The organism is Paenibacillus sp. FW101-FHT12H11 (assembly GCF_058790355.1).
The window spans coordinates 396042-415718 of record NZ_JBYTCO010000008.1; the positions used below are offsets into that span (position 1 = coordinate 396042).

Consider the following 19677-nt stretch of genomic DNA (forward strand, 5'->3'; position numbering starts at 1 on the left):
CCGCCGCCTCCCCGATTCTAAGAATTAGTTTTCCAGCATCCAATCGTCAATAATCATTCTGGCAACGGCTGCTAGGACTTGAATGTCAATTTCGCCATTGTTGTAGATATCTGCTTTTTCGATTTCGTTCCAATTTGTATCTCCAGATTTAGTACCGTAGTACTTAGCAACGATGGACAAGTCATTAATCGTAATTTTCGTTGCACCAGGAACAAGTGTAATGAACTTAGTCGCGAATGTAGCTACGGCCTCATTCAATGCAGCTGTTGCTGCATCCACTTGCGGTTGTCTCGAAGAGGACTTGTCAAGAACAACTTGAGCACTTGCAATCGCTGTTTGCAGAACCGCTTTCGAACCAGTCTCATACTTGCCGAGTTTGTTGCCTTCTACCGCTGCATCCAGCTTGCTTTGTGCTGCAGTAATAGCATCAGCTAAATGAGATTTATCAACTGTACCTGGTTCTGGATCTGTTTCCGTAATGACAGAGTTATTAAATGCAGTAACAGCAGCGTTCAGCTCATTCAGCGCAGCTACTACTTCAGCTTGCGTGGATGAAGGGTTATTGCTTACTGCCGATGCTTGAGTAATAGCTGCCAGCAATGTAGCTTTGGAACCGCTTGGATATTGACCAACCTGAGTACCTTCAACTGCGCTGTCGTATTTACTTTGAGCAGCAGCAATGGCTGTAATCAAATCAGCTTTATCCACAACGTTAATTTGGATATTGAGGGAAGCACCAGGGACTCCTGTTTCAGATCCTTCATAAGAAACTTTAAAGCCCGTCAACGATACCGTCGTAATGCCCGGTTCAACGCTTGCTTTGGTTTTGGCATGAAGGCTGAATAAATCGCCCGGACTGGTAATGGCATTGTTTGCGCCTTCGCTAGCCATGATAACCCGAATTTCACCTTTTTGGGCTTTAACGGCTGTACCCAGCACTTTAAAATTGTCTTTCAGGTTGCTAATCGCACTTTCTGGCAAGGAGACGGCATTCCCGCTAGTAACCGTATCAAACTCGAGCTTAGCAGGGTCGTATTTCACAATGACGTCCATCGTCGTAAAGCTTGATTGCACGCTGCTTACTCCAACGGTCAAGTCAAACAATTGAGCCTGATTCACAGCTTCAGGGCCAATCAATGTAGACGAAGTTACTTGAGGTGCAAGTACCGTCACATTGGCAACTGCTTTAACCGAAGTTCCGGATATCGTTCCATTGACACTGAACGTTCCTGCTGCCGCATATTGCGCTGGGTCAATAGATGACCAAACGACGTTTACTGTGGCCGTTGTTCCGTCGCTATACGTCGCTGTTACGACACTAGGCAGGACAGGAGCTGTACCCGAAGTTGTCGTTACATTGACCGGAGCAATGCTCGTAATAGCTTTCGCAGTGACCGTTAGTGTTAAGTGAGCTACAATACTTGTGCCTTGGACAGTACCGTTAAGCGTAACTGTTCCCGTAGCTGCGTATTGTTCTGGCGTTATGCTCCAGACGACATTGACAGGCCCGGTTGTACCGTTATCGAATACGGCTGTTACCGTTTGCGGTAATACCGGCGCTACGCCAACTGCCGTTGTAGCCGTTGCTGTTGCTAGAGAGGTAATCGTCCTTGGATACACCGTCACATTGGCTTTGGCTTTTACAGAGCTGCCTGGTACTGTACCAAAAATGGTGAAGGTTCCAGGTTGATTCAACAGATTTGGATCATACGCATCCCATGTGACTTTGATGTTGATATTATCAACCGAGCCATCGTTATAATAAGCTTCGATCACCGATGGTAATACGAGAGGTTGCCCTGCCGTGATGGATATATTCTCATCCGGTATGCTGTTAATCGTTACTTCATTTGTTACACGTACATATACTGTAGCTTCAGCTTCAATATTTGTTCCTTCAACTGTACCTTTTACTGTGAAGCTTCCTGGCGTCGCGACTTGACTTGGCGTCACAACATCCCAGATGACACTTGCAGAAGCCGTTGATCCATCTTCGAAAACTTTCGTAACGGTCGGCGGAAGGACAGGCAGTACATCATGAAGTGTGCTTACTTTCACCGGTTTCACACTTGTTGTCGGCGTCGTGTAAACCTTCCACTCCAAAATTCCCGTCCATTGCGTGCCTCTTGTGACGGTCATGCGCAGCTTCGTCGTCGTAATCGGTGAGAACGTCGTTGTATTATATTTGTTGAGGGCAACACCATTCCCCACTGCATTTGGAACATCCACATATTGCGTGCCATTCCAGTATTGAAGCTTACTGTCCGTAGGTGCCAGAATACCTCCGTTATCTGTCCACCAATAAACATCCGATTTCGAAATGTTCACCGGTGTTCCCCACGTGTACTCAACCCACTGTGTTTTAGGGCTGCTATTCCAGTTTCCGTAAGCGCCGCCTGTTTTATCGGTGGAGCTGGTCGGATCATAACCATCATTGATCGCATTCAGATTTTCCCAAGTTGAAACAAAGGAAGTTGATGGCGTAGCTGTTAAAGCTACATTCACCGCATTCGGAAGAGGATCTACCGTCACGGCGACATCCACTTTGGTAGACAACTCACCGTCTGTTGCCGTAAGTGTTATGACATAGCTGCCTGGTCTGTTAAAAGTAGCAATCGTATTGCCAGCTGCATCCTTGGTAAAGATAGCCTGACCGCCTTGGACTCCGCTTTTCAGCGACCAGCTCGTATCCAGCGTACCGTTAGGCAGGCCGTCATCCGTCATATTGACCAGCAGTTTCGCTTTTAACGGAATTTTCGCCGTCGTATCTTGTTGGACCGTCACCACTGGCGGCGTATTCACAACCTCCGGAGCTTTAACACCGGTACGGAAGATTTGAAGTTCTTTGACACCTACATTGGAACCCGGCTTAGGAGTCATCAGGACTCTTACCTTCTGTGCTGTAATTTCAGGGAATTGAATGTGATTGTAGTTTGCCAGTGTTGGCGATTTGTACTGTTTAGGAATAGCTACCCATGCAGATGTGGCTTCGTCGTAATATTGGACGGTATACATGGATGGCTCTCTGTAAAAGCTTTGCGGTTTGTCGTTATAATAATAAATTTTGATATCATCAAATGTCTTAGGTGACCCCAAATCAGATTCTAACCAATCTTGCGCGTTGGTTGACCCTCTCGATCCCCAAATTGGCGGGTTAGCGGTAAACGCTCCAGAGGTAAAGAAGTTACCGCTGATCGTGAAGCCTGTTTTGGCATTTGCTGCTGAGGTTTGCGGATGCGTATAAGAAGCCGTCATCGTTGAATCCAAAGCCAGGTTGACTGCATTGCCTGTTTCCGGCGTCAAATCCACACCGGCCTTCTGGAATAAGTCTGCTGCCCTGTCATACGTATTCAAATCGACATCCATAGCGCTCTTCATTTGTGTATTGCTGTTCTGTACGGATGCTACTGCTCCGCTGCCGTCTAAGATCGATACGACACCTGTAGCCGAATTCCATTCCAGATGAGCCAGTTTATCCGTTCTCATGACTAACGTACCGTTCACATACATCGAATATCCTTCTTGAACATTCGGATAGTACGTAGTTCCGTCTCCTGGTTTATCCCAGACAATCGTTACGTCATTGCCATGATATCGCAGGTTATTCACCGTAAAGTGATCCCAACCGATATCAATTGGCCATAGCTCAACCGTTGCGTCTGTACGAGGTACAAGGCCCATAATATCTTCAATGACTGAATAGTTGTAATTTCCAAGAATATTGTGGTGAATGCCTGATCTTCCGCCGATTTGTTTCGTTGTTGGGTTCCAGTTATACCAATACTCATTGTTATCCAAGTAGTTGATATTCCCTTGATAAGCGGTTGACCATCCCAACCAATACATCAGTTTCTTATACATATCGGCTGTTATGTAAGGCTGGTTCGGATATTTGCGAAGCACCTCGGTAAAGAGTCGAATATTTCCTGATGCATTCAAGTTGGCAAAGTTATTGGAACCGCCGACGCCTGCCGCTACTGATAAGGCTTTGTCCTTCTGGTTAGCCGTATAGAATGGGAATACAGGGAATTCGGCGCTATCTCCCCAATATCTAAGTGACTCTAAGTACTTAGGATCATCTTTGGGAACCAGTCCATCCATTTGGAACGCGTAGTAATTGTTTGCTTCTTTCCATGGAATAAATGTATTCGTCAACAAATCCTTTTGTAAAAACATTTTCGAACTATCATCCCACATGATGGACAAGAACGAGGTCTTTAGCTTATCTGCAAAAGCGAACATTTCAGTTGCCTTTGCCGAATCGCCGGCCAGTTGGTAAGCTTTGGCTGAAGCCATCGCATTTCCATACACGAAAGCGCTCTCAGTTCTATTTTGATCAATATTGCCTCTTTTTTCATAATAGTGAAAAGCATTGCCATCAGCATCGTTCCCTGTTAGAGAACCCCAATCATAATTGATAACGCCGTCTTTGTTCGTGTCGAAACGATCCAGCTGGCCTTTCGCATCCTTTTCCGAATATCGCGCCAAATTTTTCAGGATTTCCGTTTGACCGCCATGGACTTCATATGTTTGAAAAGCGGAATCCCCAATGTACTGGGAATAGCTGTTATTCCAGTTGGAAGGTTTACCTGGATTATCTGTAAACAGACTGTCCCTGGAAGTTTCGCCCGCTGACACCCAATCGCCATAGGAATAAATCGGGCTTCTTAAATATTTTAGATCCTGCATATGCATCGGCTGGGTTAATACGATTGCGTTGTTGTAGCCTAAAGCTCCTTCAACGGAAATCGGGAACTGATAGTCATTCCCAGGAATATTCGCATCGAGGAAATTAAATCGGCTTAACCACCATCTGTAGTAGATGATCTTTTTGATATTCTCATCCGCTACATCGATGTACGGGACGTTGTCTGCCCACCATTTGTTATATTCACGAAGTTGCGTGAGATAAGCGGTATTGGCATCATAATCTTTAAATCTATTGTAATCAACAAGCGATTGCGGGATTTCATTCGTGATGAAACCCATTTGGAATTTCACCGTTATTTTCTCATTAGGCGCCAAAGTGATGGATCTGGTTAAAATCCCGTTGTTAGCCGTCATGCCCGTGCCGCTAAATTTTGGATACACTTTGGTCAAATTATTCCTGACATCAAAGGTGCCGGAAAGCTCCGTGCCATCACTGGATGCCGTTTTGGCGAATGGTGAATCTGCGGTTAAATCAAAGGTTTTGGACGTTGTGCCTGTATTCGTAATCGTCACATTGTCGATAGCTACGTTATTATCTGTAATGAATTTAGTCTCTTCCAGCGTATATCCCGTCGCATTATAAAAGGCAGACCAGTAACTTGGCGTCTGTACGCGTTTATTGGCATCCTGCGTGAAGGTTACGCCAGGGATCTGAACCGAGTACCCCTTTTGATTCAGCAAATCAAAATAGGCGATGTTATTGCCAAAGCCTATGACGGTGGCACTATTCGTATACATGTACAAGGCTTTGCCCCGTGACATCAAATAGGTTCCTGTCGGATCATTCCCTTTCCGCGTGAGGATGCGATCCATCCAGTAGGAAGTGCCGCCTGCGGCAAGGTCCGCTTGATACATATCCATCATTCGGCTGCTGCTCGCATTGAATGGTGCAGGTTCAGCAGGTACGACGACATTGCCGGCTGCATTCGTAAACACAGGCATTCCGGGATCATTATTATTCACAAAATTAGGATCTGCTGCGAAAACGGATGCGCCGAAAATGGATGCTAACGAGAACACTAATGATGTCGTCAAAATTTTTCTGCCAATTGATTTTTTGAACTTTCTCATTTGTTACCTCCTATTGAATTTTAGCCGTGACATGCCCCTTAGTAGCTACTGTCTGCCATCTAAACAATGACTTAGCGGAATGAACAGCCTGCTGCTACACATTTGCTTATCTACGATGCTGATCATTCCGTTCATGAGGACCACCCCCTTAAGGTAGTTAACTTCGCGATTCGATTATGCAACGTTCATCCCTTCACACCGGTCATCGCAATACCTTCTACCAAATGTTTTTGTGCAATGAGGAATAAGACCAAGGACGGCAGAACAACTACACTGGTTGCCGCCATCATATAATTCCACTGTGCAGAGTACGTTCCTTGGAACAAGGTCAATCCAAGCATCAACGTATAGTTTTTCTCGCTTGTGATAAAAACAAGCGGTCCCAAGTAGTCGTTCCAACTGGCCAGAAACGTCAGCAACCCTACAACAATCATCGATTGCTTGCCGATTGGCAGTATAATTTTCCAATACGTTAGGAAATGGCTCGCACCGTCGATTTTAGCCGCCTCGTCCATCTCTTTCGGAATGGACATGAAGAACTGGCGAAGCAAGAAAATGTTAAACACACCACCGCCAAACCAAGCTGGAGCAATTAACGGAACAAAAGAATCCGTCAGATTCAATAATTTCCAACCGATAAAATGAGGGATCATAACGACGAAGAACGGGAGCATTAATCCGGTCAGAATGACACCAAACACTCGATCTCTGCCAACCCAGTTAATCCTGGAAAAGCTGTAGGCGCAAAGTGAGCTGCTTAATAAGACGCCAACAATGGAAAGCCCTGTAACGATTGTGCTGTTGAGAAAATATCTATGGAATGGATGGCTGCTTAGTGCGGTCTTAAAGTTATCCCAATGAATGGTCGTTGGAAGAAAGATCGGGGGACTTTTAAAAATTTCCCCCATATCTACAATCGCGGTTCGAACCATCCAATAAAAAGGGAATAAGCAAATGAGACTGCCGATTACTAAAATGACATACACAAGAAGCAGCTTGAATGAACTCCTATTTGTCATTTGCGGTCTTCCTGCCCTTCGTAATACACAAGAGATTTTGAAAATTTAAAGAACACCCAGGTGAACAATAATATTATCAAGAATAGAAGAACGGCACTCGCGCTTGAGGTACCAAAATTCGAAAATTGAAAGCCTTCTCTGAACAGATAGAGAACATATAAGTAACTCGCTTTATTAGGTCCCCCTTGCGTCATTACGTAAGGCTGAACAAACGTTTGAAAAGCGTTGATAAAACCGATAACTGTATTGAAAAATATAATGGAAGAGCTCATAGGCACCGTAATATAAACCAATTTTTGAAAGCTGTTCCCACCGTCCACTTCAAGAGCCTCATACAGATGAGCCGGTATATTCTGAAGCCCTGCGAGAAAGATGACGATCATGTTTCCAGTGGTCCACAAACTGATGAGAATCAAGGTCGGAATCACGGTTGCATCGGACGACAGCCACAAGGATGTTGGCAAATGAAACGTTTCAAGCAGGAAATTGACGACGCCGAAATTCGGCTGCAGCAGCCAAAGCCAGATCATGGAAGACGCTGCAAGCGGAATGATAACAGGCAGATAAAATATGGCACGAAAGACCGTTCTTCCTCTTATTTTCATATTCAGTAAAATGGCAATGAAAAACGAGAAAATGATACCTGCAGGCACACTGATCATGACATAATAGAAGGTAGCCCTGACGGCTGGATAATAGAAAGCATCTTTGCCTGAAAGCAGGTGTACATAATTATCAAGTCCAACAAACTGAGGAGAGGAGACAATATTATATTTCGTAAAGCTTAGAAACACGGTATAAAGCACGGGACCAACTACGAAAATGAGAAACCCCAAAAGTACGGGAGAAGCAAACAATAAACCGTTTAAAAGCTCGCGAGTGATTCTTTTTTTCAGCATCTTCTTAGATGTCGATACAGCCAGTTTATTCTCAGTACTAATCTCCATCGCTATCTCTCCTGCTATCATTTGTTCGATTAGCCGGCACGAAGGCCGACTAATCGATAAATCCATTGCTAATCTCCTATTCAGTCATTAGTTAGCGCCAAATCGGCCTTTAATCTCCGGTTGAACTTTCGGAGCTAAATCTTTGAGCGCTTTTTCCGCCGTTGATTTACCAAGCCATACAGGGTCAAGGGCGGAGAAAGTCATATCCGTGACTTTACCGAAATTCATCAAATAGTAACCGGCGCTTGCCACGCCATTATTCAACAAGTTGTTCATAAAGGCGTCTTTGAAGCCTTCCGGATGCGCAGGATTATTTTCCGCCCATTGTGCTACAAGTGCAGGATCGGTGTACCATTTCTTCATCGTCGGCATCCATAATCCGCCTTTATACAAATCAATGGCGCCTGCAGGATCAGCCAGGAATTTGGTCAGCATCCATGTTTCTTCCAAATGTTTCGTCGATTTGTAGATAACACTCGCACCACTAATGCCCATTGCGATGCTTTGCTTCATCTTCGGTAGGGCCCCAATGCCGTAGTTCACTTTTGCCGCTCCAAGATCAAGATTGATCCATTGTCCATGCATACTCATCGCGACGATTTTGGATTGCAGCGCGACAGCTTGAGACGGAATTGACTTCATTTGAGTCGGGGATGGAGCAACATGGTATTTATTAATAAGATCTGCAAGTCTTTGCACCGCTTCAATCGCTTCCGGTTGGTCGAGTGCGAATGTTTTCCCATCTTTCGAGATGATATCGCCGCCGTTATTCACGACTTGAGCCATAATTGGCCCCCACCAGCTCTCGAAGGATACGCCGAATTGTTTGATATTATTAGGATCAAAACCCGGGTCAGCTGCATTTTTACCATTTTTATCAAGTGTTAATTTCTGCGCTGCTGCTACGAATTGATCCCACGTCCATGCATTTTCAGCCTTCGCCGGAGGAGCCTCCACTTTGGCCTCTGCAAACAAATCTTTATTGTAGAAAATAGCAAATGATTCTGCGGCTGAACTTATCGCATACGTGTAATTAGGTTTTGTGCCGTTGAACCAAATATAGTCTAGGAAGTCCGATTTTTTAACTTCCTTGTCGTTTGCGAACAAATCGTTGATGTTAACGAATTTTTCTTCATTTTGCCATGCTTCCCCTAGCTCAGAATGCATATAGCCGGCATCCGGCGATTCATTACCAGCCACCATCGCTGTAATTTTTGCGTCATAATCCGATTCAGGAATGAACACGGGATCTACTGTAATCCAAGGATATTTCTCCGTGAATTTTTTTGTTGCATTCTCGATCGCTGTTTTTTCTTGCGGGCTTCCCCAATAGGTATACTTTAGTTTAACAGGTTCTTTCTTCGCTTCCGGTGTTGCAGCAGCTTCTTTGCTTGGTTGAGGCGCCGTCGTTCCCGCTGGTGTTACTGCCGCCTCTTTCGTACTCGTACCGGTCGTACATCCGGTGAGCGTTATCATGGATGCAAACAAAACCACGAGAGATCGTTTCATCATTCTTTTTTTCTGTAACAATTTGCTTTCCTCCCTTATCGCTCTAGGTTCTTCATAAGGTTTGACTTATGTAATACCACTATAACGAATGCGCTTACATCTTGGATATTCGAAAGATTTTGGTTTAGTGGACTATTCTTATATTTTCAATAAAATTGACGCCGTACTAAAAATTGTCCACACTGCTCTCGAATTTGCGAAATGGAAACACCATATGCACACTCGTTCCTACGCCGACTTGGGAGTCTATCGCGATTCCGTACTCTTGCCCGAACAACAGCTTAATTCGTTTGTCTATATTGCTAATCCCAACATGCTCCGAATCGTTTTTCATGATATGCTTTCTTTGGGAATCATCCATTCCCTTGCCGTTATCCTGCACAGTAAAATGCACCATCGATTCGTTATGCCATCCGATAATTTGAATCAAACCGCCGTCCTCAAGTGATTCGAATCCGTGAATAATGGAGTTTTCTATGATGGGCTGAAGAAATAGTTTAGGTACCGTGCAGTTGTCCAAGGAGGGGTCAATCTCGATTTGAACGCCAAAGATACCTTCATAACGAGTGCTCATGATATGCAAATAGCCTTTCAGCCACTTCATATCTTCTCGAAGAGGGACGACTTCTTTTTTATTATGTACGGTATACTCAAGCATCGTGGATAAGCTGATAATCATGCGGCTAATGTCATCCTGATTCTTATCAATAGCCATCCAGTTAATAATATTTAACGTATTGTAAAGAAAGTGAGGATTCAGCTGCAGATTTAAAGCCATAATCTCCGCTTCTTTCTCCCTTAATTTCACCTCGTAATTTTCGGTAATCAATTGCTGAATTTTCTCGTTCATCTGGTTGAATTTGGTGAAAAGAAAGCTGAACTCCTTATCCGATACAACTGGAATCTTCGTGGTGAATTTACCAATCCCGATTAAATGAGTCGCAACTAACAATTTCTTGATCGGATTCGTTAACCAGCCGGAGAGAAAATAGGCAATGATAACCGACAACACCATGAGAAAAATGCTCAGATAGAGCGTATACGTGCGGAGATTCGATAAGTTGACAATCAGTTGATCATACGGCACGAACGCTGCCGTGATCCACCCCGTCGTTTGCATGCGGTCGAAGCAGACCAGCAGCTTTTTGCCGCCAATCGTCGTGATCGAGGATCCGCTTTTTTGCAGCATCGCGTCTTGAAACCAGTTAGAGTCTGCGTACGATTTGATGTGATTGGATTGCGAGGGAGAGATCACCCTTCCGTCCTGGGAGAGGACAAAAGTAAATGCCCCCGTTACAGGCAGGCTATCAGCGAACACGCTATTAAACATATCGATTTTTACATTAATTAACAGAACGGGCCGTTCGATGCCTTCACTCATGTAATGAATCGAGCCGTTTTGGAAATAGGTGCTGTTGATCGTACGGGCGGCCGCAAAGAAACTATTCACATTGTTATTCAGAATTTCTCCGCTTTTCACGATTTCGGACACTTCGTAATTGGGAACCCAAACAAGCCCTCCTTGTGCATCCTTGGCATCCTTATACACGCTGGAATCCAGCACCTTCTCCTGAGAAATGGATACATTGTTGCTTCCAAAAGCATAGTAGCTCGTGAGCAGATTCGCTGAGAAAATATCGCCATTTTCAATAAAATACTGGTTTAATATTTCCTTGATCCGCTTGTCCATTTGAATTAGTTGCATATCATCATCGGTGCTCATTGCGTTTAACAGTGAATATAATTCCACATTGGAAATGGTAGATAAGGTGCTTTCTTGCAGTTTGTTTAGCCTGTTATCAATAATTTGATTGTCTTTTTTGACAATTTCATAAATATGTTTACTGGCATTTTCCAGAATAATTTGTGAGCTTGTATTGTAATATTTAATGCCAATCACCACAGCTGGAACTGTAATAAGAAAAATATAAGAAATCGTTAATTTGTCTCTGAACCTCAGCTCACTCAGCAATTGACCTAGCCGTCTCAAATATTTCTTCATTGCCGCATCCACTCGCTTTTTATTTATTCGCGTTGAAAATGTTCACCGTAATTCGTCTGTACTCTTCCGGTGTGACTCCGAATTCTTTTTTAAATACGCGATTGAAATATTTCGTATCCTTAAAGCCGATCAATTTGGATATCTCGTAAATTTTGGAATCCGTCTCCTCCAGCAGCTCTTTCCCTTTTCTGAGCCGTGTTCGAAGTAAGTATTGGCTGAACGAAATGCCGGTGTTTACTTTGAAATAATGACTGAAATAACTCGTGTTAAAATAAAATTTGCTGGCCACTGCCTCCAGAAATAAATCCTCGGCATAATGCTCCTCGATATATTGCAAACACGTTTTGATAATCATTTCTTTTTTCCAATTTCTAGTTTTCAGAATCGTGTCAATCATCTCGCTCAACATGTCGATAACGGAAGTTTTCATCATGGCATAAAAGGGGCTGTGTTTTAACGTCTCCTCGGCCCTTCGCAAGAAATCTTTATAATAGTCCTCCAGCATAACGTCTTTAAACTGATGGATCAGGTGCAGCACAATACGCAGAATAAACTCTTTAAAGGATTCAGGCAGCGGAAGCCCCTCATGGATCTGCTTTTCGAAAATGGCCGTGATCAATCGAACGGTTTTCTCTTTATCCGACTCCCGGACAGCATCAAGCAGCTCCTCTTCTTCTCGATATTTGGTGAGAACCCTCCCGCTTGCTGCCGGCATAATCTCATTCAACGAAAGGATGATAGCGCTACCAAGAAAAAATTGATACGATAGGGCCCGTTTGGCGTCTTCGAAGGCTTGTTTAGCTTGCAGGATGATATCCTCACATTGGCTTCCCAGCGCTATGGTGATCTCCAATCCGTCTTCCTTCATTTGTCGAATGCATGCGCGCAGCTTATCCTGCGTTTCAGTCGAGTAGATTTCGAATGAACGGGTGGATATGACGGTAACGAGAATGCTTCTTCTGTCCTCCAAGGAAAATGAAACAGAGCCTGCTGCAGGCCCCAATATTTGCTCTATTTGCCCCTTCAGAAATTGTTTGGCCTGGAAATCATCGATATAATCCGCTGATCTAAACGCATTGATCTCTGTAAGCAGAATAGTGCCCGCCTCGATAGGCGGAAGTAATTTCCGCAATTCAGATAGACTTTTCCCCTCTATATGCCCAGCGACCCATTGATTCATCAAATGATCATTGTAAATAGGGAGCGTTTGATTGAGCTTCATGAGCGCATTTTCATTTTCTTGCAGCTGCGTGTGATTGGCGGCTATTTCTCTTTCAATCTTCTCCAAGGTATTCTTCAAGGTCGCTGCATCAACAGGTTTAAGCAAATATTCGCATACCCCTAAGCTAATGGCTTTTTGTGCATATTCGAATTGTCGGTAACCGCTTAATACGACAAGAATAGGCGGTTTCTCGTAGGCATCCAGATGTTCGAGCAGCTGCAAGCCGTCCATCTGCGGCATACGGATATCGCTAAAAACAATATCAATGGGATTGTCAGCCATAAGGCCAAGCGCTTCATTTCCATTTTTCGCCTTAAGTACATGGTATTCCGGCCTTAATTTCCCGATCAGATTCGCTAAACCATCCCTATGTCTAGGCTCATCATCGACAATTAATAGTCTATACATCGAACGACCCCCATCTCTATTTCGTGCAAAAGGAACACACCGTGTAAGCTCCTAGCAACAATTTCACCAAAAACACGACATTCCCTGCTAATAAATTTGCATTCGACAAAGGTTCTATCCGTTTTTCAAAAAGCAACATTTTCTTCAGTGAAAAGTCGAAGCTCCGCGCCGCTGCTCAAAAGATGAGATTCTCGTTGACAAACTGCCAGCTAGAATCTATATTTATTTAAATGATATCGATTATCATTATCAATTATTGCGTGGTTTAGTTCCACCTATAAGGAGACTCCAAGATGAAAAACAAGCTTTTTATACCTATTCTCTTCGTGTTCATGTTCGCTATTTCCGCTTGCGATAACAATATGGCGAGCAATAGCCCTGCAGCATCCCCACAAAGCTCGAACGCGCCAGCCGCTGCCAAAGAGGCTTCCGGAACGATGACTTATGCATCCGAGACCGGACCTGTCCAGGTTCCGGCGAATCCTAAGCGTATCGTTGCCCTGACGAATGCGCCGAACGTGTTATCTCTAGGCGGCACACTGGTCGGAGTCGACGAATGGACGAACAAGAACCCTCTTTTCAAAGAAAAACTGAGTGGCGTCCCTGTTGTTTCAGAGAATGAACTTGAGAAAATCATTGAGCAGAAACCGGATCTCATCATTACCGGCTCCGAATCGAAAAATATCGAAAAGTTAAAACAAATTGCGCCAACGGTCGTCTATACGTGGGGCAAACTGGACTATCTGGCCCAACAACTTGAAATTGGCAAATTGCTGAATAAAGAAAAGGATGCGCAAACGTGGATCGATGATTTCAAGAAACGTGCGGCAGATCTCGGCAAAGAAATCAAAACCAAAATCGGTGAGCAGGCTACCGTATCCGTCATTGAAACAGATTCGAAGGACTTCTATGTATTCGGCAATAACTGGGCTCGCGGTACCGAGGTCCTCTACCAAGCGATGGGTTTAAACATGCCTGAGAAAGTTAAAAAGGATGCCCTTGGCCCAGGCTACTATGCGCTCTCTCAAGAAGTTATCCCTAATTATGCGGGTGACTATCTTGTCCTGAGCAGAAGCTCGGCAGCCAACAATTCATTCATGAAAACCGAAACGTGGAACAATATTCCTGCCGTCAAGAACAAGCACGTCATCGAGATTGATACGGAAGCTTCCACGTATAGCGATCCGACAACGCTCGAATATTTACTGAATATTTTCAAGGAAGGCTTCCTTGGCAAAAAATAAAAAGCGAGAGGATAATGGCCGGGGATTCATCAAATATTCGAAGCCTGGTTGTCGGTCCTGATGCTGTGGTGGAAACACGATAGGAACATTCGTGCATTGCTGCTTCCAACCCATATAGGGATACATGAAATAAGTCACTGCCTTCGACTCCTCCCGATTTCAGCTGCCTATCTCACTTTATTCCACGGGATTTATAAACAGTCCATGATCTAAAAAAGAGCCAATCCAAATGGATTGAGCTCTATTTTTCTACTTATGAATTTACTCCCACTGGTATTCCGTCCGTTCAAGCAGCTGCTTGAGTGCGCGGACCGCAGTGACAACACGTTTAGGATTACTCGCGTGCGGCATGTAATGCTGCAAATGCGGCTCAACAGACAGAAATCCGTCGTAGCCTCTCTCTTTTAGAGACAACAACAGTGCATCCACTTCTCCGTCACCCGCTCCCGCAGGAACAAATAGCTTCGGTTCGAATGTAGCATCCTTAATATGAATGTAATCCGTATAGGTTTGAAGTTTCGGATACGCGTCCTGCATCGGTTTTATATCATTCTTAACAAAATTACCTGGGTCGAAAGCCATACGCAGGGAATCGGACACGCAATGCTGTAAAATTTCCAAACAACGTTCATCCGACGTTCCGTACAAGTTATTATCATTTTCTAGAATGAGGACAACGTTGTTCTGTTCTGCGATCTCCGTCAATTGCTTCATTCTACGCAGCACTTCGTCTCTGCACGTATCGAGATCCGCATTTTCGGGCGGGTGGTAGGAAAATATACGAATGTACGGGGTTCCTAACACGTGTGCTGCATGAATCGCCTTCTGAACCGCTTGTACTTGGGGACCAAACTCTTCCGCAACCGGATATTTGCCGATGGGAGAAGCAATGGAAGATACCTGAAAACCGCGTTCTTTCAATACTTGACGAATGGAGGAGAGTTCCTCATCATTCAATTCCAAGACATTTTTGCCCCATACATTCCGCAGCTCGATATAGGAGACTCCCTCTTGCTGCAGCACGTCTAACTGTTCTTCCAAATCCTGCGAGATTTCATCGGCGAAACAAGTAATTTTTGCTTTAAGCATGGCTATCTCTCCTTTATTATTTGCTGCTGCCGAAAGAAGCTGACATATCTTCTTGCGTCTTAGATTCTGCGACGACTTTTTTCACAAATGTAGAGGATTTGATCCGTTCGTCCAAGTGAGATTGGAAAGCATCACCGTCAATTGGCACTTCAACAGGGCGCTTCTGGAAGGAAGACAGCATGATGCCATTAGCCAGCGTCAAAGAGCCCAGCCCCTCAGGACCTTCAGCAATCAAGTCAATCTCCTTGCCCAAGAGACGGTCAACCAAGCGGCCGGTTACGACATGATGGCCATTAGGAGCATTCTCATCCACTTCAACTTCCTCCGGTTCAATCTGCCAAGTGGCAAATTTTTGCTCCGTTTCTCTCGTGAACGTGAGCATGGATTGCTCATATTTATAGTGAAGCAGCTTCCCGTTCTCCAACACGAGTTTACCGGTATCGCCGACGATTTCCAGGCGGTTCGTGCCCGGCAGCTCAGCTGTCGTCACAATCAAATGCCCGATCATGCCGTTTGAATGTTCAAAGTAAGCAGTTACTTCATCCTCAACTTCGATGTCATGATATTTACCGATATGCGCATGACCGGAAATCAGCGAAGGCAGCCCGAACAGCCATTGATACATATCGAGCGTGTGCGGACACTGATTCGTCAAGATGCCGCCGCCCTCGCCGGCCCATGTCGCCCGCCATCCGCCACTATTATAGTAAGACTGGGAGCGGAACCATTTGGTATGAATCCAAGTTGCGCGAGTGAGTTGTCCCAACTCTCCGCTTTCCACAATTTCTTTAAGTTTTGCATAGAAAGGCAGCGTTCTTTCTTGAAACATAATGGCAAACTGGAGGCCCGGGTATGTCTCTTTAGCGGATTCATAAGCTTCAATCATGCGGTTGGCATCATTGACATGAACGGCGATCGGTTTCTCACACATGACATGAATCCCGCGTTTGAAAGCCTCAATGGCAATGTATGGGTGATCGTAGTGGGGAACGGCGATAATGATGACATCCAGCCCGGAGTTGTCCAATAAATCCAAGACATCGTAATAAGCCGTCGTCCCATACGTTTTGGCATTCAAATCGGCCTTTTCTTTATCTACATCACAAACGCCTACAAGCGTTACATTGTCCATCTCACTCAAATACTTCAAATGCGTATTGCCAATATTACCAATGCCAACAAGTCCAAATTTGATTTTTTGCTCACTCATAGGTAGTTCCCTCCCAAATCTATTGAATATCACACTATCATCCTATATCATTACAATTACCACTTCCTTGATGAAATTGCCTCAAAAGTGGATAAACTTGCTCTCATCACAGGAGGTCATGATCTTGATTTCTGATTACTTGGAACAGTTTGATGAACATGTGAAATTCCGCCATGCCATTCGAACAGCCCCCTTTAATGTTCATTTTCATTTGCATCAGGGCTGTGAGATCTTCTTTTTAATCCGGGGTGATGTGAACTATTTCGTTGACAAGACGATGTACCCTCTGGAATTCGGTGATCTCATCATTACCAATGAGCATGAAATTCATAAACCTGCGCTCACGACAGACGACTTATATGAACGTGTAACCATAGAATTTAATCCGGCTCTGATTGCTCTCTTTCAAACCGAAGACTTGAAACCACTTCAATGCTTCTATGATCGTCCCGCCGGTGAAAAAAATAAAATCAAGCTTAGCGAACAACAATCCTCCGCCTTGCTTGATTTATTTACGAAATATAATGAAATCATCAACCACCCATTCCCGGGTGATTCCCTCGTGAAACTCGGCTGTTTGATTGAGATTCTTGTTCTGGTTCACCGGTTCTTTTATACCAACCAAGCAAACGAAAACGGCATGGATTTGCCGAAAAGATTGAGCCCCATCCTGGCGTATCTGGATCAACATCTCACGGAAGATTTGACCCTTGAACGGCTGGAGAAAATGTTTTTTATCAGCAAATATCATCTAAGCCGACTTTTCAAAAAACATACAGGCAGCACCATCCATGAGTACATCATCTACAAGCGGATTGCGCTTGCCAAAAAAATGCTCGCAGATGGCTACAACGTTACCGAGGCCTGCATGGGGTCAGGTTTTAATGATTACACTGGCTTCCTGCGCATGTTTAAGAAAAAAGTAGGCGTGCTGCCCAAGTATTATGCGAGCAAACAAGCCCTCAAGTGACCCCTGATGGAATGGGGCTTATTTCCTGGTTTATTTCCCGCACGTAGGTTCGATCAAGCGGTGTTTGTACCACTTGTCGCCATAGTAGCGCCAGAGGAAAACCGCCCCGCGCACGCCCCATTCCAATTGCATAGCCGCCCAAACCCCGATAACGCCGTAACCCAGAGTGATGCCGAAAACATAGCCGAGCACAACCCGGAACAACCACATGGTCAGCATCGAAGAGATCGAGGTGAAGCGTGAATCCCCCGCAGCTCGCAGTGCCCCTGGCAGCAGGAAACTGATCGACCATAACGGTATTTGAGCTAAGAAATTGACCAGCATAATGAGATACAGATCGTCCATAATCTCTGCCGGAGGGCTGAACATTCGTACAAGCGGATTGAAAAACGGAAGTAACAGCAGCCCCATCAATAAAAGGCAGCCTGATGACAGCCACATAAACGACCTCGTAAATTTGCGCGCATCCTGAATATTACGCCTCCCAATACATTGCCCTACTACCGTGACTAGCGCTGTAGACAAGGCGATTGAAGGGATTTGCAGCAGCATGGCGATTACCGAACTGATCGCGTTAGTTGCAATCGCATAGGTGCCCAGGCTGACGATATAGATTTGGGTTAACATTTTTCCCCCGTTAAAAAATAACTGCTCCGCTGCGAATGGCAGCCCAATGAACATGATTTTCTTAAACATGGAGAAATTCCATTCGAGTACATCCTGAAGTTGAATTCTCAGGCTGGCATCCATCCGCAGCAGATAGAATAATGCGCAACCGGCCGCTACATACCGGGAAATATTCACAGCCACGCTCAACCCTAGAACGCCCATGTCCAAATAATGGACAAATACGACATTGAGCAGCACGTAAGTAAGGTTCATGATCAAAGACAGCACCAAGGTCACTCTCGTTCTGCCGATTCCTCTAAGCGCTCCGTTAACTGCTTCCTTGATCGCGATTCCCGTGTAGGAGATACAGCTGCCCACCAAATAGGTACCGGCATGGGAGAACACCTCCGGCTCCGCCGTACCGAACAGCACCTTCAGAATGGGATGATAAAACAGCAGAACTAGCAGGCTGAGCGCTACCGCTACCAGCGTGACCGCTGAAAGCGAGCTGGCCGCCGCTTTGGAAACCATTTTATCGTTCCCGCTTCCCTTATACTGCGCCACTACGACTGTACCGCCGGTCGCAATGGCGACAAAAACGTTAACCAAAAACATGTTGAGCGAATCGACCATACTTACCGCGCTGATCGCCGCCACGCCTGATGAACTTATCATCGCCGTGTTCACCAAACTTAAACCGACAAGGAAGGCTTGGTCGATGAGGATCGGTAGAAATAACGAGATGACCTGTCGGTAATCGATCGATTCCCCTGAAAGATATTTGTTTAAAATAGCATGGCAATAAGCCTTAAATCGTACCATCATGCTAATGATTCACTTCCCATCCGTATTTGTCCGCAGTCCCCAGTATGCTGATTCGAATTTCCTGAGATGATTCGAGGTGCCGGGAGCAGGTGCGGCCGTTCAATGAACATTCAAACAACACTGCTGCAGGTACGAAGTGAAGCTGGCCATATTCCTATGCATATGCCTGCTGTTGCCTTCTAGCTTACTCAACATAATGCCTCCTTCCAATAAGGAAAGGGCAAACGTAGCCAAGGCATCTACATCCAAATCCCCCTTAAATTCCCCCAATCGGATGCCTTCATGAATAATGTTCTTCATCATATCCAGAGTAGTGGTAAGGCTGCGCTGCGCTCTATTACGCAATATCGGATGAGTGTCATCACTCTCTACCGCTGTGTTCTGCAAAGGACACCCGCCGATGAACGGGGGATTGTCCGCAACGTCTTCATAGACATGGAAAAAAGCGAGCAATCGCCCCGAGGCAGACTCCTCTTTCTCCATAGCTTCGGTGAATCTCCTGCCCACTGTACCGGCCGCATATTGATAGGCTTCGAGGGCAATTTCGTCTTTACTGCTAAAGTGCCGGTAAATGCCTCCCTTCTTAATGCCGGTGGCGGCAATAATATCGTTTAACGATGAACCCGCATATCCTTGTTGATTAAAAAGCTCAGCAGATTTCATGATGATGTGTTCCCTGGTTCTATCTCCTTTTTTCATAAGCCCTCCGTGCAAATCGTAGTCGATAATTCATTATAACAAATTTTTCGAGGGATCCATTGCCATTTATTGGATGTATGCTACAATAAAAAGATACCAATTGGTATCTTTATTTAAATGAGTTCCAGAATGAAACCAAAAGG

At 44.9% G+C, this 19677-nt stretch carries 12 protein-coding genes; 2 read left to right on the forward strand and 10 right to left on the reverse strand.

Going from position 1 to position 19677, the window contains the following annotated elements; genetic code table 11:
• Positions 1-24: 24 nt before the first annotated feature.
• From AC3WTJ_RS25970 to AC3WTJ_RS25995, 6 genes are all read right to left on the reverse strand, one after another.
• Entirely contained in the window at positions 25-5781 is a 5757-nt protein-coding gene (locus AC3WTJ_RS25970; RefSeq protein WP_492524285.1) for an Ig-like domain-containing protein, read from the reverse strand.
• A 185-nt stretch (positions 5782-5966) separates the two neighbouring features.
• Positions 5967-6800, reverse strand: coding sequence for a carbohydrate ABC transporter permease (locus AC3WTJ_RS25975; protein WP_157326108.1), 834 nt, complete (start codon positions 6798-6800; stop codon positions 5967-5969).
• Positions 6797-7747, reverse strand: a complete 951-nt coding sequence (locus AC3WTJ_RS25980; protein WP_492524286.1) for a carbohydrate ABC transporter permease — start codon at positions 7745-7747, stop codon at positions 6797-6799. Before AC3WTJ_RS25980 ends, AC3WTJ_RS25975 begins: the two co-directional genes overlap by 4 nt.
• An 87-nt stretch (positions 7748-7834) precedes the next feature.
• Positions 7835-9277 (reverse strand): ABC transporter substrate-binding protein, encoded by a 1443-nt coding sequence (locus AC3WTJ_RS25985; protein ID WP_407868263.1) that lies wholly within the window; start codon positions 9275-9277, stop codon positions 7835-7837.
• A gap of 145 nt (positions 9278-9422) precedes the next feature.
• Positions 9423-11258, reverse strand: a complete 1836-nt coding sequence (locus AC3WTJ_RS25990) for a cache domain-containing sensor histidine kinase (protein WP_492524287.1) — start codon at positions 11256-11258, stop codon at positions 9423-9425.
• A gap of 19 nt (positions 11259-11277) precedes the next feature.
• On the reverse strand, positions 11278-12888 hold the full coding sequence (locus AC3WTJ_RS25995; RefSeq protein ID WP_492524288.1) for a response regulator: 1611 nt from the start codon (positions 12886-12888) through the stop codon (positions 11278-11280).
• A gap of 293 nt (positions 12889-13181) precedes the next feature.
• Here AC3WTJ_RS25995 and AC3WTJ_RS26000 point away from each other — a divergent pair, with 293 nt between their 5' ends.
• Positions 13182-14132 carry an iron-hydroxamate ABC transporter substrate-binding protein gene (locus AC3WTJ_RS26000; protein WP_492524289.1) on the forward strand — a complete coding sequence of 317 codons (951 nt, stop codon included), beginning with the start codon at positions 13182-13184 and terminating at the stop codon, positions 14130-14132.
• A gap of 261 nt (positions 14133-14393) precedes the next feature.
• Here the strand turns inward: AC3WTJ_RS26000 and AC3WTJ_RS26005 are convergent, their stop codons facing one another.
• Together AC3WTJ_RS26005 and AC3WTJ_RS26010 are read right to left on the reverse strand one after the other, a co-directional pair.
• The gene (locus AC3WTJ_RS26005) at positions 14394-15221 is read right to left on the reverse strand and encodes a sugar phosphate isomerase/epimerase family protein (RefSeq protein ID WP_492524290.1); all 828 of its coding nucleotides are present in this window, start codon (positions 15219-15221) and stop codon (positions 14394-14396) included.
• A 16-nt stretch (positions 15222-15237) separates the two neighbouring features.
• A complete protein-coding gene (locus tag AC3WTJ_RS26010) occupies positions 15238-16431 on the reverse strand; it encodes a Gfo/Idh/MocA family protein (RefSeq protein ID WP_492524291.1) in 1194 nt (397 codons plus the stop codon).
• A gap of 124 nt (positions 16432-16555) precedes the next feature.
• Between AC3WTJ_RS26010 and AC3WTJ_RS26015 the strand changes: the two genes are divergently transcribed.
• A complete protein-coding gene (locus tag AC3WTJ_RS26015; protein WP_492524292.1) occupies positions 16556-17401 on the forward strand; it encodes an AraC family transcriptional regulator in 846 nt (281 codons plus the stop codon).
• Between the two features lie 30 nt (positions 17402-17431).
• Here the strand turns inward: AC3WTJ_RS26015 and AC3WTJ_RS26020 are convergent, their stop codons facing one another.
• Together AC3WTJ_RS26020 and AC3WTJ_RS26025 are read right to left on the reverse strand one after the other, a co-directional pair.
• Positions 17432-18844, reverse strand: a complete 1413-nt coding sequence (locus AC3WTJ_RS26020; RefSeq protein WP_492524315.1) for an MATE family efflux transporter — start codon at positions 18842-18844, stop codon at positions 17432-17434.
• A 90-nt stretch (positions 18845-18934) separates the two neighbouring features.
• Positions 18935-19534 carry a TetR/AcrR family transcriptional regulator gene (locus tag AC3WTJ_RS26025; RefSeq protein ID WP_492524293.1) on the reverse strand — a complete coding sequence of 200 codons (600 nt, stop codon included), beginning with the start codon at positions 19532-19534 and terminating at the stop codon, positions 18935-18937.
• Between the last annotated feature and the right edge of the window lie 143 nt (positions 19535-19677).

Excerpts from the sequence above, each read along its gene's own strand:
- AC3WTJ_RS25970 (WP_492524285.1), bottom strand. The coding sequence starts at position 5,781 with ATGAGAAAGTTCAAAAAATCAATTGGCAGAAAAATTTTGACGACATCA.
- AC3WTJ_RS25975 (WP_157326108.1), bottom strand. The coding sequence starts at position 6,800 with ATGACAAATAGGAGTTCATTCAAGCTGCTTCTTGTGTATGTCATTTTA.
- AC3WTJ_RS25980 (WP_492524286.1), bottom strand. The coding sequence starts at position 7,747 with ATGGAGATTAGTACTGAGAATAAACTGGCTGTATCGACATCTAAGAAG.
- AC3WTJ_RS25990 (WP_492524287.1), bottom strand. The coding sequence starts at position 11,258 with ATGAAGAAATATTTGAGACGGCTAGGTCAATTGCTGAGTGAGCTGAGG.
- AC3WTJ_RS25995 (WP_492524288.1), bottom strand. The coding sequence starts at position 12,888 with ATGTATAGACTATTAATTGTCGATGATGAGCCTAGACATAGGGATGGT.
- AC3WTJ_RS26000 (WP_492524289.1), top strand. The coding sequence starts at position 13,182 with ATGAAAAACAAGCTTTTTATACCTATTCTCTTCGTGTTCATGTTCGCT.
- AC3WTJ_RS26005 (WP_492524290.1), bottom strand. The coding sequence starts at position 15,221 with ATGCTTAAAGCAAAAATTACTTGTTTCGCCGATGAAATCTCGCAGGAT.
- AC3WTJ_RS26010 (WP_492524291.1), bottom strand. The coding sequence starts at position 16,431 with ATGAGTGAGCAAAAAATCAAATTTGGACTTGTTGGCATTGGTAATATT.
- AC3WTJ_RS26025 (WP_492524293.1), bottom strand. The coding sequence starts at position 19,534 with ATGAAAAAAGGAGATAGAACCAGGGAACACATCATCATGAAATCTGCT.